12 protein-coding genes are annotated in these 13,374 nt (G+C 73.5%); 4 read left to right on the forward strand and 8 right to left on the reverse strand.

Features of this window, described 5'->3' with window-relative positions; translation table 11 throughout:
- Positions 1-3: 3 nt before the first annotated feature.
- Positions 4-525: an RICIN domain-containing protein gene (locus OHA72_RS30810; RefSeq protein WP_327011286.1), complete on the reverse strand. Its 522-nt coding sequence runs from the start codon at positions 523-525 to the stop codon at positions 4-6.
- Between the two features lie 158 nt (positions 526-683).
- On the opposite strand from OHA72_RS30810, the gene OHA72_RS30815 reads away from it, so the two are divergent.
- The 3 genes from OHA72_RS30815 (at position 684) to OHA72_RS30825 (ending at position 4,570) form a co-directional block, all read left to right on the forward strand.
- On the forward strand, positions 684-1,988 hold the full coding sequence (locus OHA72_RS30815) for an AfsR/SARP family transcriptional regulator (protein ID WP_327011287.1): 1,305 nt from the start codon (positions 684-686) through the stop codon (positions 1,986-1,988).
- 333 nt (positions 1,989-2,321) lie between these two features.
- Entirely contained in the window at positions 2,322-3,764 is a 1,443-nt protein-coding gene (locus tag OHA72_RS30820) for a tetratricopeptide repeat protein (RefSeq protein ID WP_327011288.1), read from the forward strand.
- 170 nt (positions 3,765-3,934) lie between these two features.
- Positions 3,935-4,570 carry an HNH endonuclease family protein gene (locus OHA72_RS30825; protein WP_327011289.1) on the forward strand — a complete coding sequence of 212 codons (636 nt, stop codon included), beginning with the start codon at positions 3,935-3,937 and terminating at the stop codon, positions 4,568-4,570.
- A 63-nt stretch (positions 4,571-4,633) separates the two neighbouring features.
- On the opposite strand, the gene OHA72_RS30830 is transcribed toward OHA72_RS30825, so the two are convergent.
- From OHA72_RS30830 to OHA72_RS30850, 5 genes are all read right to left on the reverse strand, one after another.
- Complete coding sequence (locus OHA72_RS30830; RefSeq protein WP_327011704.1) at positions 4,634-5,260, reverse strand: MEDS domain-containing protein; 627 nt, start codon at positions 5,258-5,260, stop codon at positions 4,634-4,636.
- A gap of 50 nt (positions 5,261-5,310) precedes the next feature.
- Positions 5,311-5,634, reverse strand: a complete 324-nt coding sequence (locus tag OHA72_RS30835; protein WP_327011290.1) for an STAS domain-containing protein — start codon at positions 5,632-5,634, stop codon at positions 5,311-5,313.
- A 130-nt stretch (positions 5,635-5,764) separates the two neighbouring features.
- Positions 5,765-8,104 (reverse strand): ATP-binding protein, encoded by a 2,340-nt coding sequence (locus OHA72_RS30840; protein ID WP_327011291.1) that lies wholly within the window; start codon positions 8,102-8,104, stop codon positions 5,765-5,767.
- 141 nt (positions 8,105-8,245) lie between these two features.
- A complete protein-coding gene (locus OHA72_RS30845) occupies positions 8,246-8,485 on the reverse strand; it encodes a hypothetical protein (RefSeq protein WP_327011292.1) in 240 nt (79 codons plus the stop codon).
- Positions 8,486-8,539: 54 nt separating this feature from the next.
- Complete coding sequence (locus OHA72_RS30850) at positions 8,540-9,361, reverse strand: HEAT repeat domain-containing protein (RefSeq protein WP_327011293.1); 822 nt, start codon at positions 9,359-9,361, stop codon at positions 8,540-8,542.
- 65 nt (positions 9,362-9,426) lie between these two features.
- On the opposite strand from OHA72_RS30850, the gene OHA72_RS30855 reads away from it, so the two are divergent.
- On the forward strand, positions 9,427-11,130 hold the full coding sequence (locus OHA72_RS30855; RefSeq protein WP_327011294.1) for a cation:proton antiporter: 1,704 nt from the start codon (positions 9,427-9,429) through the stop codon (positions 11,128-11,130).
- A gap of 45 nt (positions 11,131-11,175) precedes the next feature.
- Here OHA72_RS30855 and OHA72_RS30860 read toward each other — a convergent pair whose 3' ends face one another.
- Positions 11,176-11,664, reverse strand: coding sequence for a hypothetical protein (locus tag OHA72_RS30860; protein WP_327011295.1), 489 nt, complete (start codon positions 11,662-11,664; stop codon positions 11,176-11,178).
- A 112-nt stretch (positions 11,665-11,776) separates the two neighbouring features.
- The gene (locus tag OHA72_RS30865; protein ID WP_327011296.1) at positions 11,777-13,192 is read right to left on the reverse strand and encodes an amidohydrolase family protein; all 1,416 of its coding nucleotides are present in this window, start codon (positions 13,190-13,192) and stop codon (positions 11,777-11,779) included.
- Positions 13,193-13,374 lie beyond the last annotated feature (182 nt).

The raw sequence follows: 13,374 nt of genomic DNA on the forward strand, positions 1-13,374 counted from the left end.
CGGTCAGCGCCACGCCTGGTGCGTGGTCACGCCGCCCGGGTTGCAGTCGTACTGGACCAGCTTGGCGAGGGCCAGGATGCTGCCGTCGCGGACGGTCAGGCACTTCCAGCTGTTGCGGTTGACGAAGTGGTAATAGCCGGGCACCGTCAGGATCGGGGCCTTGTACCACCACTGGTTGGTGTCGCCGTGGCAGGTGTACTGCTGCACGACCGCGTTGTTGGACCTGCTGCGGTCGCGGACGTCGAGGCACTTGCCGCTGTTGTAGTTGCGGATCAGGTAGAAGCCCTCGTCGCCGACCGGCTCCAGGTTGAACAGCTGCGCCGTGGAGCCGTTGCAGGGCGACTGCTGCAGCTGCAGCTTGTTGCCGGTGCCCCAGTTGGGCACGTCCATGCACTGGCCGCTGTGCGCCACGTCCCAGGAGCTCCACACCGGAGCCTCCGCGGCCTGTGCCGCCGCGACCGGGGCGACGGCGAGGCCGGCGCCGAGGATCAGCGCGACCAGTGCACGGCGAACAAATGTGATCAACGTGAAAACCACCTTCGGTGATGGCGCCGCCCGTCTGGCGGTGCGCACCGAGGACCGTGCGGGGCACCCCTGGAGCGGCGCTGAAACGGCGCTGAAACGTGTCGGGGGTCCGACGCACTGGTCCCGGCCGGTGCACCCGCGCGGATACGGTGCACGGGGTGCGGGTGAGGATGCTGGGCCCGGTCGACGTGGCCGACGGGGACGTGGTGCGGCACGTCTCCGGGCTGCGGCGCAAGGCGGTCCTCGCCGTGCTCGGGTTGTCCGCCGGCAGGGTGGTGAGCGTCGAGCACCTCGTCGACGTCGTCTGGTCCGGTGCGCCGCCCGCCACGGCGGCGAACACCCTGCAGAGCCACGTCTCGCACCTGCGCACCGTCCTCGGCCGACGGGACGCGATCGCCGCCCGGCCACCCGGGTACCTCCTGGACGGTGCGGCGACCGACGTCCAGCTCGCGGAGCGGCTGATCCTGCAGGGCCGCACCGGCGCCGACCCGGCCGCGTCGGCGGCGGCGCTGCGGGCCGCGCTGGAGCTGTGGCGGGGACCGGCGCTCGCCGACGTCGGCGCGGTGCCGTGGCTGGAGCGGCAGGCGGAGCGGCTGGCGATGCTGCACGCCGAGGCATCGCACGCCCTCGTCGAGGCGCGCCTCGACCTCGGTGAGCACGCCCAGCTCGTCGCGGACCTGGAGGAGCGGGCGCGGCAGCAGCCGTTCGACGAGCCGGTGCACGCGCAGCACATGCTCGCGCTGTACCGCAGCGGACGGCAGGCCGAGGCCCTGGAGGTGTTCCAGCGGCTGCGCCGGCAGCTGGACGAGGAGCTGGGCATCGAGCCCGGCCCGGCCGTGCGTGAGCTGCACGCGCGGATCCTGCGCCAGGAAGCCCGGCTGGACCCGCCGCGGGCGCCGATCGCGGTGCATCCTGCGGCAGTGGTACCGCGGGAGCTGCCGGCCGCCGTGCACGCCTTCACCGGGCGGTCCACGGAGCTGGCCGGGCTCGCCGCGGTCCTCGAACCACGACCGGACCCCGCCACCCTGCCGATCGCGGTGCTGTGCGGCTCCGGCGGCGTCGGCAAGACGTCCCTCGCCGTGCAGTGGGCCCATCAGGTCGCGGACCTGTTCCCCGACGGGCAGCTCTTCGTCGACCTGCGCGGCGCGCACCACGACGAGCCGCTCGCGCCGGAGGCGGCGCTCGGGGCGATGCTCGGCTCGCTCGGCGTCGCCGCCGCGGACCTGCCGGCGGACCTGCCCGGGCGCACCGCCCGGTTCCGCAGCCTCACCGCCGGCCGCCGGCTGCTGATCGTGCTGGACAACGCGCTCAGCGCCGCCCAGGTCCGGCCGCTGCTGCCGGGCGCGGCCACCTGCGCCGTCCTGGTCACCAGCCGCGACGCCCTGGCGGGACTGGTCGCCCGGGACGGCGCGCAACGGATCCGCCTCGACGTGCTGCCCCCGCCGACGCGGTCGCGCTGCTGACGCGGCTCGCCGGCCCGCGGGCGGGGCAGGAGCCGGGCGCGGCGGCGACCCTCGCCGGGCAGTGCGCGCGGCTGCCCTGGCGATCCGGATCGCGTCGGAGCTGGCCGCCGGGCGGCCCGAGGTGCCCTCGCCGAGCTGTCCGCCGAGCTCGACGGTGAGCGGAGCCGGCTCGACCTGCTGGACACCGGCGACGACGACAGCGCCGTCCGGGCCGTCTTCTCCTGGTCGGAGCGGCACCTGCCACCCGCCGCGGCCCGCCTGTTCTGGCTGCTCGGCCTGCACCCCGGCAGATCGCTCGGCGCCGGCGCCGCCGAGGCCCTCCACGGCGGCGACGTGCGGCGGCTGGCCGAGACCCTGGAACGCGCCCACCTCGTCGACCGGGTCGGCGCCGGCCGCTGGACGATGCACGACCTGCTGCGCGACTACGCCCGAGAACGCGCCGCCGCCGAACTCGCCGCCGGGGACCGCGACGCGGCGCTCGCCTCCGTCTACGCCCACTACCTGACCGGCGCCGTCACCGCGTCGGCGACCGTGTTCGACGCCGGACCGGCCGACCCGGAGGCGGTGGCGCGGGCCCGGGCGTGGCTCGACCTGGAACGGCCGAACCTCGTCGCCGCGGTCCTCGCCGGCGGCGGCGCGACGCTGGGCCCCGCCGTGGAGCTCGGCCGGGTCGTGCAGCGCTACCTGCAGGTCGGTTACCACGTCGCGGACAGTCTCGCCGTCAACGGGCACCTGCTGGACCTCGCCACCCACGGCGACGACCCCGCCGCGCAGGCGGCCGCGCTGTTCGAGCTCGGCACCGCCCGCGGCCGCGACGAGCGCTACCTGGAGTCCATCGACGACCTGCGACGGGCGATGCGACTGTACGAGCGGGTCGGCGACCCGATCGGCGCGGCGAGGGCACTGGGCAGCATCGGCTCGAACGAGTTCCAGCTCGGCCGGTACGACGCCGCGCTCGCCCACAAACGCGAGGCGCTGCGCGCGTTCCGGGCCGCCGGGCACCGGCTCGGCGAGGCCCGGGAACTGAGCAACATCGGCCGCATCCACTGGCTGCGCGGCCGGTACCGCCTCGCGACGCAGTGCTACGAGCTGGCCGGCGGGATCTACACCGACCTCGGCGACCGGGTCGGCCAGGGCCGCAACCTGCTCGACCTCGCCGAGGTGCACCAGCGGCACCGCCGGTACGAGCAGGCCCGCGACTGCCACGACCGCGCCCGCCGGCTCCTGCACGACGTCGGCGACGTCACCGCCGAGGCGGTCGCGATCGCCGGGCTCGGCCGCACCGACGCCGAGTGCGGCCTGGACCGTGAGGCGACGGCACAGCTGCGGCAGGCGCTGCGGATGTTCGAGGGCGTCGCCGACCGGCTCGGCGAGGCCGAGGCGCGCATCGCGCTCGGCGACGCGCACCTGCTCGCGGGCCGGGCCGCCGAGGCGCTCACCGAGCACCGGCGGGCCCTGGCCATCGCCGCCGACATCGGCGAGCGGCGCCTCGAGGCCGAGGCGCTCAACGGGGTCGGCCGGGCACTGCGGCCGGAGCGGCCCGCGGAGGCGGCCGGCCTGCACCGCAAGGCGCTGCTCATCGCCCGCGAGCTCGGCGAGCCCGACCGGGTCGCACAGGCCCTCGACGGGCTCGGTGCGGCCTGCGCCGCGCTCGGCGACGAGGCGACCGCGGCGCGGTACCGGCGCGACGCCCTGGCGGGCTTCCAGGCGCTCGGCGTCCCCGCGGCGGACCAGCCGCCCCCGGCGTTCACCCGCGTGGCGGCACCGGCGTCCTGACCGGCCCGTTCGGATGTGAACGGTCGGTGACGGGTCGTGCATCCGTTGCGTCGTAGGACGTCCACGGGATGTTCACGCCATGACCGTCGCCCGTGACACTGGTGATCGTCGATATTTGTCGGCGGCGGCCCCGGCACCGGTGCCGCGTCATCGCCTTGATCGGAGCAGGAATGACCCGACCCTCCCGTTTGCTCGCCGCGCTGCTGGCCGGCGCGCTGGCCGCGCTCGCCCTGACCACCCCGGCCGGCGCGGCCCCGACCGGCATCCCGTCGAAGGCAACGGCGCAGACCTGGCTCACCGCGCTGACCGTCGCCACCGAGGGCTCCTCCAGCGGCTACTCCCGTGACCTGTTCCCGCACTGGATCACCATCAGCGGCGCCTGCAACACCCGCGAGACCGTCCTCAAGCGCGACGGCACGTCGGTGGTCACCAACAGCTCCTGCGCCGCCACCTCGGGCCGCTGGTACTCCCCGTACGACGGTGCGACCTGGACCGCCGCGGCCGACGTCGACATCGACCACGTGGTGCCGCTCGCCGAGGCGTGGCGCTCCGGCGCCAGTTCCTGGACGACCGCCAAGCGGCAGAGCTTCGCCAACGACCTGACCCGCCCGCAGCTGATCGCGGTCACCGACAACGTCAACCAGTCCAAGGGCGACCAGGACCCGTCGACGTGGCAGCCGTCGCTGTCGTCGTACCGGTGCACGTACGCCAAGATGTGGATCGCCGTGAAGCACTACTGGGCGCTGAAGCTGCAGTCATCGGAGAAGTCCGCGCTGCAGACGATGCTGAACACCTGCTCGTCCTGAGCGGTCCCCGCCTCGCCGTGGCCGGTTCGTCCACCGGCCGCGGTGCGCGGCCGCGCCGCGACGTCATGCGGGCGGCGCACTGTTCGCCGGTAGCGCGACGGCGACGCTGAGCGTGGCGATGCCGGCCGCGCCGAGCAGGCGCAGGTGCCGGGCCAGCAGCGGCCGGCACAGGATCGTGGTCGGGGCGGTCCTGGCGGCGGCGAGGCCGAGCAGTTCGCGCAGGGCGGCCACGTCGACGAACTGCAGCCCGGTGGCGTCGATCGTGAGCGGTCCGCAGGCCCGGGCGGTCACGGCGAGCAGCTGGTGCAGCGCGGCGCGGTTGCCGAGGTCGGTCTCGCCGTGCAGGCGCAGCGCCGGCGGCTCGCCGTTCCACCTGACCCGCAACCGCGAGGCGGCGCTGTCCGTGTCCGGGCGCAGGGTGGTGGTGTGCGCGCTGTGCAGCAGCCGCCAGTCGCGACGGGTGAAGTTGCGCTCGTCATACACGCAGCACCCGATCAGGTCACCGGCGGCGAACAGGCCGTTGACGCGGGTCTCGTATTCGCGCCAGGCGTCCAGCATGGCGGTGCTGCTGTTCACCCAGCGCAGGTCGAGCAGCACCCGCAGGACGGCGAATCCCTGGTCGTGGGCCAGCTGGATCTCGGCGTGGAGACGGTCCAGCGCCGCCGCCGTGTCGAAGGCCGCGCCGGTCAGGTAGCCACCGCAGCGGCATCACAACCTCCTGGACGGCGCGACGGCGTGGATCAGCTGCCGGGCTCGGACTGGCGGCGCCGGGTGTCTGCCGCCGCGAAGAGCATGTCCAGGCCGGCCGCCGACAGCATCCGCCGGGTTCGGTCGTGTGCGTGACTGATGGTGAGCGCGCAACCGGCGGCGGCCAGTTCGGCGTGCAGGTCATGGAGTCCTCGCACGCCGGCGGCATCGGCGAACGCCAGCCCGCTGAGGTCGAGCGCGATCGACGCGGGACGGTGCTCGGTGAGGGTCCCGATGACCGTGGTGCGCAGCTTGGCGGCGTGCTCGGCGTCCAGGTTCCAGGTGAAGGCCGTCACGGATTCCTCGGCCGCCGTCATGCCCACTCCCTCCGCCGCCGGCACAGCGCCGTGCGGTCGCTGCGGGTGCATCGGGACCATCGTCGTGGTCATGCCGCCGCGACGTATCGGTCAGCTGACCGATCTACCGGACGGATCCCGCGCCGGGTGATCAGTCCGGCGCGGCACCGGTCTGCGGCTGGTGCCGGGTGGCGACCCACGCGGCGACCTGGGATCGGGAGGTGAAGTCCAGTTTGGTGCGGATGTGCTCGACGTGGGTGTTGGCGGTGCGGCGGCTGATCACCAGCTGGTCGGCGATCTGCTGGTTGGTCAGCCCGCCGGCGATGAGCTGGGCGACCTCGATCTCGCGACGGGTCAGCGGCGCCCACGCGGCGGGCAGCCGCGGGTGGCCGGGCGCGCGCCGGGAGATCTTCTCCTCCGCGGCGTAGGCCAGGCCGGCGTCGAGGTCGAGGTCGAGCCCATCGGCGAGTACCGCGTCGAAGCGCCGCCCGCCGAGCTGCGCCCGGGCGAGCTCCTCGGCGCGGCCGCAGGTGGCGCTCAGGTCGGGTGACGCCTTGCGCAGCAGCCCCATCGCCTGCCACATCCGGTGCGCGATCCCCAGCAGGCGGGCCGCGCGTTCGAGGTCGCCACCCGTCGCGGTGGCCGTGGCCAGCAGGTCCAGCGTCATGGCGGCGCCGACGCTGTCACCCAGCCGCCGCTTGGCCCGCAGCGCCTCACGGGCATGGCCGACCGCCGCCCGGGCGTCGCCGCGACCCAGCGCGATGACGGTGTCCAGCCAGTCGGCGTACGAGCGCATCCACAGGTTTCCCTGCTCGTCGCACCGGTCCCGGCAGTCACGCGTCAGGGCGGCGGCCCGGTCGAACTCGCCCATCAGCGCCAGCGGCAGGGCCTGCGCGCTCAGCGCGAGGAGCAGACCGGTGCCGGGATCCCCACCGGCCAGGTGCGCGCGTTGCGCCTCCTCGGCCAGGGCCAGCGCCCGCGACAGGTCACCGGACGACACGGCGGTCACCGCCGAGACGTAGCCGACCCACCCGAGCGCCGCCACGTCGTGCTGGGCCTCGGCGAACCGCCGGCACCGGTCCAGCAGCGCGGTTGCGGTGTCGAGGTCGCCCTGCACCATGATGAGCCACGCGCAGACCCACAACGCCCGGGTCAGCGCCGGACCGGGCGGCGGGTCGAGCGCCAGGGCCCGGTCCAGGTGATGCCGGCCCTCCCGCACGTAGCCGCAGGCGAACCAGAAGTACCGCAGGGCCGCGGCCAGCTCCAGCCCGGCGGCGTGCTCGCGCGGGTCGGACAGGCTGAAGTCCAGCGCCGCCCTGACGTTCGGGTGTTCGCGCCGCAGCCGGTCATACCAGCCGGCCTGGTCCGGCCCGCACCATCCGGCGTCGAACCGGTGGGCCAGGCGCAGATAGCGGTCGCGGTGCCGGCACCGGAGCGTCTGCTCCTGCCCCATGCCGCGCAGCAGGTCGAGTCCGTAGTCGCGGATCGTGTCCAGCAGGCGGTAGCGGACACCGGACGGCGTCCGTTCGGTGATCAATATCGACTTGTCGACCAGTCCCGCGAGCACCGTCAGCACGTCACCCACGTCGAGCTGGTCGTCGCAGCACACCTCACGCACCGCGTCCAGGTCGAAGTCGCCGGCGAACACCGACACCCGGGCCCACAGCAGCGCTTCGGCAGCGGTACACAACCCGTGGCTGGAGTCCAGAACGGTCCGCAGCGAACCGTGCCGGCCGGATTCGCCCGGGCCGCCCCGGCTCAGCAACCGGACCCGGTCGCCGGGGCGGCCCTCGATCAGGTCGGCGATCTGCTCGACCGACAGCACCCGTGCCCACGCCGCCGCCAGTTCGATGCTCAGCGGAATGCCGTCCAGGAGGCGGCACACCCGTGCCACCGCCGCCCGGTTGCCGTCGGTCACCGCGAAGCCGGGCGCGGCCGCGGCGGCCCGTTCGCCGAACAGCACCGACCCGGCGTCCAGCACCGGCCCATCGGTCTGCGTCACCGGCAACGGGGGCAGGGGGAACACCTGCTCGCCGCTCACCCCCAGCGGCTGCCGACTGGTCGCGAGCACCTGCAGCCCGGGCGCCGCCCGCAGCAGCGCGTCCACCAGCGCGGCGCACGGGCCGGCCTGGTGCTCGCAGTTGTCCAGCACCAGCAGCACCCGGCGGGACGCCAGATACCCGGCCACCACCTCGAGCTGCGGCCGGACGGTCTGGTTGCGCACGCCGAAGACCTGTCCGACCGTCTCGACCAGCAGCTCGGCGTCGCTCAACGCCGACAGGTCGGCCATCCACGCGCCGTCGCTGAAGGTCCGCTCCATCTCGGCCGCCAGCCGCAGGGCCACCCGGGTCTTGCCCACCCCGCCGACCCCGGTGACCGTCACCAGCCGCGAACCGGTCAGCAACCGCCGCAGCTCGGCCCGCTCACCGGCCCGGTCGACGAAGCTCGACAGCTCCACCGGCAGGTTCCCGACGCTTCGCCGCCTCCGCACGCTGTCCGCCACCCGCCGATCGGCCCCCGCCGCCACACCACGCATCCACCTGGTCGTCGGCAGCATACCGCCACCCGCCGGCCACACACGGTGAGTGGCGGCGGTGCGGGGCGCGTCCCGGGAAGCGCCCCGGCCCGCCGGTCAGCTCACCGGCGGATGGCCGCCGTCGCCGTCGACCTTGACATCCATGACGCCGTCCTCGTCGAGGTCGACCATGGTGACGTTGATGGCGCCGTCGCCGTCGCTGTCGAGCTGGAACAGGTCCGCCTTGCCGTTGCCGTCGGTGTCGATCGCCAGCACGTCGGCGGCACCGTCCTGGTTGGTGTCGACGGCGAGCAGTTCGTCGCGCTGATCGCCCCGGGTCTCGACTGATTCGGTCATGTCAGGTGCCTCTCTGCCTGTGTCCCGCGATCGCTGGAGGAGCGCATCGTAGCCCTACCCGGTTGCCGGGCCCTGAACGGTGCGGTCGCCGCAGGCCTCGATCGCGGCGTCGAGGACGGATGGGACGGGATCGCGGTCCTGCCAGCCCGCGGCCTTGAGGCGTCTCAGCGCGGGCAGCGCCTCGGGTGCGCCCAGCTCGGCCGCCGCCTCGACGACCAGGTTGCCGGGGTCGTCCGCGAGCCAGGCGAGCAGCGGCGCCAGGGCCCGCCGGTCGCCACGGCGGGCCAGGCCCACCAGAGCCTCACCGGCGGCGTCGCCGTCCTCGTCGGCCAGCCGGGCCACGAGGGCGTCACGGACCGTGGCGTCGTCCACGTCCAGCTGGGAGGCGAGCCCGAAGGTGGCCCAGTCCCGGACCTCCGGGTCGGTGTCGGCGCCCAGCAGGATCAGCGCCGCGACGGCCCGGGCGTCGGGCGGGTCGCCGGCGACCGCGGGCAGGGCGACCGCGACCGCGTGCCGCACGTCCCCGCTGGGGTGCCCGGCATGGGCCAGGACCGTAGGGAGCGCCCGGTGGTCACGGACGTGCCCCAGCGCGGTGAGGGCGGCGGTGAGCACGTCGGGCCGGTCGTCGTCGCACGCCGCGATCAGGATGGGCAGGGTCTCCTCCAGGAACGGGCGGTCCGCCGCGTATCCGATCTGGCCCAGGATGTCCAGTCCCAGGACCCGGTCGGCGGTGCCACCGGCGCCGGCGAGGCGACCGGCCGCCTCGAACGCCTCGCGGTCGGTGCGGGCGTGCAGCTCGCGCACCACCCGCCAGCGCGCCTCGGAGTCCGCGAGGCCGGCGGTGCGGCGCAGCAACCGGTCCAGCTCGTCCGTCATCGCATCACCCTAAAATCTCACCCCGGGTGACGGACGGAGGGGGAGGGTGCGAAAAATACTGTGGCATGAACCTGCAGCACGGTGTCCTCGCGATCGCGGCGGTCCTCGCCATCGTCGCCGTCGCCAAGGCGGCGCCGCGGGTCGGGGTGGCGGTGCCGATCGCGCTGGTGGTCGTCGGCATCGGGGCCAGCTATCTGCCATTCGTGCCGAACCTGAACGTCGACCCGCACCTGATCCTCACGGTGGTGCTCCCGCCGATCCTCTACTCGGCCGCCGTCAACGTGCACGCCACCGACTTCCGGCGCAACGTGAAGGCGATCGGTGGCCTGTCGGTGCTGCTCGTCGTCATCTCCGCCCTTGCCGTCGGGTTCCTGCTGCACTGGCTGATCCCGGACCTCAGCCTGGCCGCGGCGATCGCGCTCGGCGCCGTCGTCAGCCCGCCGGACGCGGTGGCGGCGATCTCGATCGGCAAGCGGCTCGGGCTGCCGCCGCGGCTCGTCATCGTGCTGGAGGGCGAGGGGCTCATCAACGACGCCACGGCCCTGGTGATGCTGCGCTCGGCGGTCGCCGCGACGGCGGGCGTGGTGTCGTTGTGGGATGTGGTCGGCGACTTCGCGTTCGCCGTCGCCGCCGGGCTCGTCATCGGCCTGCTCGCCGGGCTGGTCACCGTGTGGATCCGGGCGAAGCTCGACGAGCCGGTGCTGACCACGGCGATCTCGTTCATCGTGCCGTTCCTCGCGTTCGTCCCGGCGGAGGAGATCCACGCCTCCGGCGTCCTCGCCGTCGTCGTGGCGGGTCTGGTCACGGGGCATCAGAGCGCGCGGCACTTCACCGCGCAGGACCGCATCAGCGAGCGCACCAACTGGCGCACCATCCAGCTGCTGCTCGACAACGGCGTGTTCCTGCTCATGGGCTACCAGATCGTCACCGTGGTCGGCGACGTCCACCACGGTGACGACGACGTCGCCCGGACCGTCCTCATCGGTCTGGCGGTGACGGCCGCGCTGGTGCTGCTGCGGGTGCTGTTCATCGTGCCGCTGACCGCGATGCTGCGCCGGGACCAGCGCCGGGCGGTCGCCCGCACCGACCACCTGCAGGGGATGCTGGAGCGGCTCACCGCGCAGCAGGAGTCGGCGCGGGCCGGCTGGCTCGCCTCGCTGGTGCGCCGCCGACAGGCCGACGACGCCTACCTGACGACCGAGGGCCTCGGCTGGCGCGGTGGCGCGGCGCTCGCCTGGGCCGGGATGCGCGGCGTCGTCACCCTGGCCGCGGCGCAGTCGCTGCCGCCGGATGTTCCGCACCGCGCCCAGCTGATCCTCATCGCGTTCACGGTCGCGATCGTCACGCTGCTGGGCCAGGGCGCGACGCTGCCGGTGCTGATCAAGAGGCTGCGGATCGCCGGCACCGACGCCGAGGCGGACCGGCGGGAGCTTGCCCGGCTGATCGGTGAGATCACCGCCGAGGGCGAGGACGTCCTGGACAACCCGGACCTGCGGCAGTCCAGCGGTGCGCCCTTCGACCCCGAGGTCCTGGCCGCGGCCCGGCGGGAGAACGCCGCGCTCGGCGAGGCGCTCACCCAGCCGCACGACCGGACCGAGTCCAGCGTCGCGCACCAGCGCCGCGAGCTGCACCGGCTCCTGCTGGAGTCCGCACAGGCGGCGCTGCTGGACGCGCGGGAGTCCGGCACGTACACCTCGCGCGCCCTCGGCCACGTCCAGCACATGCTCGACACGGAGGTGTCCAGCCTCGACCCCGCCGAGGCGCACTGACGGCGAAAGGCCGCCCCCACGCGGGGGCGGCCTTTCGGGGACGAACTAGTTGGAGGCCACGCCGAGGCCGGCGCTGCCCTCGGTGCCCTCGGCGCCACCGCCGGTGTGCCCCTCGGTGATCGAGGTGAAGGCGGAGTCGAGCTGCTCGCGCAGCGCGTCGAGCGTCGAGAACTCGGCCTGGTGCGACGACTCGCTGCCCTCGGCGGCGAAGACGTGGTCCGACTCGGCGGCCGAGTGGTCGTAGGACGTGAAGTCCGACTCCTCGTAGTGCTCGCCCGACGGGTTGGAGTACTCGACGTGGTGACCCTGGTCGAACGAGGTCGACTCGGCGGCCGCGTGGTCCTGCTCGTACACGTTGAACTGGTTGTTGTAGTCCGCCTCGCTGCCGGACGCCTGGTGCAGCTGGTCGAGGGACTCGTGCTGCTGGCCGGTCTCGATCTGACCGTAGTCCGTGCCACCGTCGCCGCCGTACGTGTCGGGCTGGTCGTCGCCGGTGTAGCCGGGGTCGAGCTCGCCGCCGTCGTACTCGCTCATTCTCGTCCGCCCTCAGGGGAGTCGTGGTGTGCCGCTGGAGAGAACGTTAGGCATGCCGTAGATCTCTCGAATCCCCGGAACGTGCCACGGCGCCCATCCGTCCGGGTGGCCGTCAGGTGTTCGTCCACTCGGTGTAGGTGTAGGGGTTGTCGAGGATCTTCGTGGCAGGGACGTCGGGGTTCATGCCCTGCTTCCACGCCTCCGGGCCCATGGTGGCGATGAGGTGTTCCACGGTCCGCTCGACGTCGAGACGGGCCTTGGCGAGGTCGACGCCGACGAGCTTGTGGTCGCGTTTGACGATCTGGCCGTTGACCAGCACGGTGTGCACGTCGCCGCGCTGGGCCTGGAAGGCGACGTGGCCGTAGGGGTTGAGGATCGGGAACATCACGGGGGAGTCGTCGTTCTTCAGCAGCACCACGTCGGCCTTGCGCCCGGGCTGCAGGCTGCCGACGACACTATCGAGGCCGAGGGCCTTGCTGCCGCCGCGGGTCGCCCAGTCGACGACCTGCTCGGCGCGCAGGTGCACGTGGGTGACGGTCTCGGCGCGCTCGTGCGCCTGCAGGTGCTCGCGGGAGCGGTCGGCGCCGAGGGTGGCGCGCATCGCGGAGAACAGGTCGCCGCTCCACCAGACACTGGTGTCCATCGACAACGACACCGGGATGCCGTGGTCGCGCAGCTGCCAGGTGGGAGGGTAGCCCTGCCCGGCGCTCTGCTCGCTCTCCGTGGACACCGAGACCGACCCTCCGGTCGCGGCGATGCGATGGTACGAGTCGTTCGTCAGCGTGGCGGCGTGTACGTAGATCGTCGACGGGGTCATGAACCCGTGTTCGTGCATGAGGCGGATGCCGTCGTCGTTGGTGGCGCCCCACACACCGGCGTGGGTGGTGACGGGCACGTCCAGCTCGCGGGCGACCTCGAAGGCGGCGCGCTCGGGGAAGGCGGGGTCGCCGGTGACGTCGAACGCCATCTGGAAGCCCAGCAGGTCGTTGCCGCCGATCCGCCGGGACACGAAGTCGCGGAACCCGGGGCTGGTCGCCCACTCCCACGGGCCCTGCTGGATGTTGCCGTAGGCGAGGACGAACCGGCCGGGGACCGACTCGAGGGCGTCGGCGGCGGCGTCGGCGTGCTGCGGGGTCTGCAGGCCGTGTGACCAGTCGACGGTGGTGGTGACGCCGGCGTCGAGGGCCTCCAGGGCGCCCAGGACGTTGCCGGCGTGGATGTCCTCGGGGCGGAAGTGCCGCCCGGACTCCAGGTAGTACCAGACGAAGTACTGGGTGAGCGTCCAGTCGGCGCCGTAGCCGCGCATCGCGGTCTGCCACAGGTGCCGGTGCGTGTCGATCATCCCGGGCATGATGATGCCGCCGGAAGCGTCGATCTCGACGGCGCCGGGTGGTGCGGCGAGGCCCACGCCGATCTCGGCGACGCGTTCGTCGACGACCAGGACGTCGGCGCCGGGGAGCACCGTGTGGGCGTCATCCATGGTGAGAACCAGACCGTTGCGGAACAGCACCGCGGTCATCGCTGTCATCTCCTGTCGGTACGGATCGCCGGTTCCGGACGATCGTCCGTGTGGCGGTCACAGGATCGAGTGGCGAAAGTGTGGTCCGCCTCACGGGCTCTGTCAAGCGTCCCGAGGTGGTTGACAGTGCAGGTCGAGCGGTCAAGACTTGTCCAACGGACGACTGTCCGCTGCACGGACACGCGCAAGGG

Source organism: Dactylosporangium sp. NBC_01737 (genome assembly GCF_035963215.1).
Taxonomy (GTDB): domain Bacteria; phylum Actinomycetota; class Actinomycetes; order Mycobacteriales; family Micromonosporaceae; genus Dactylosporangium.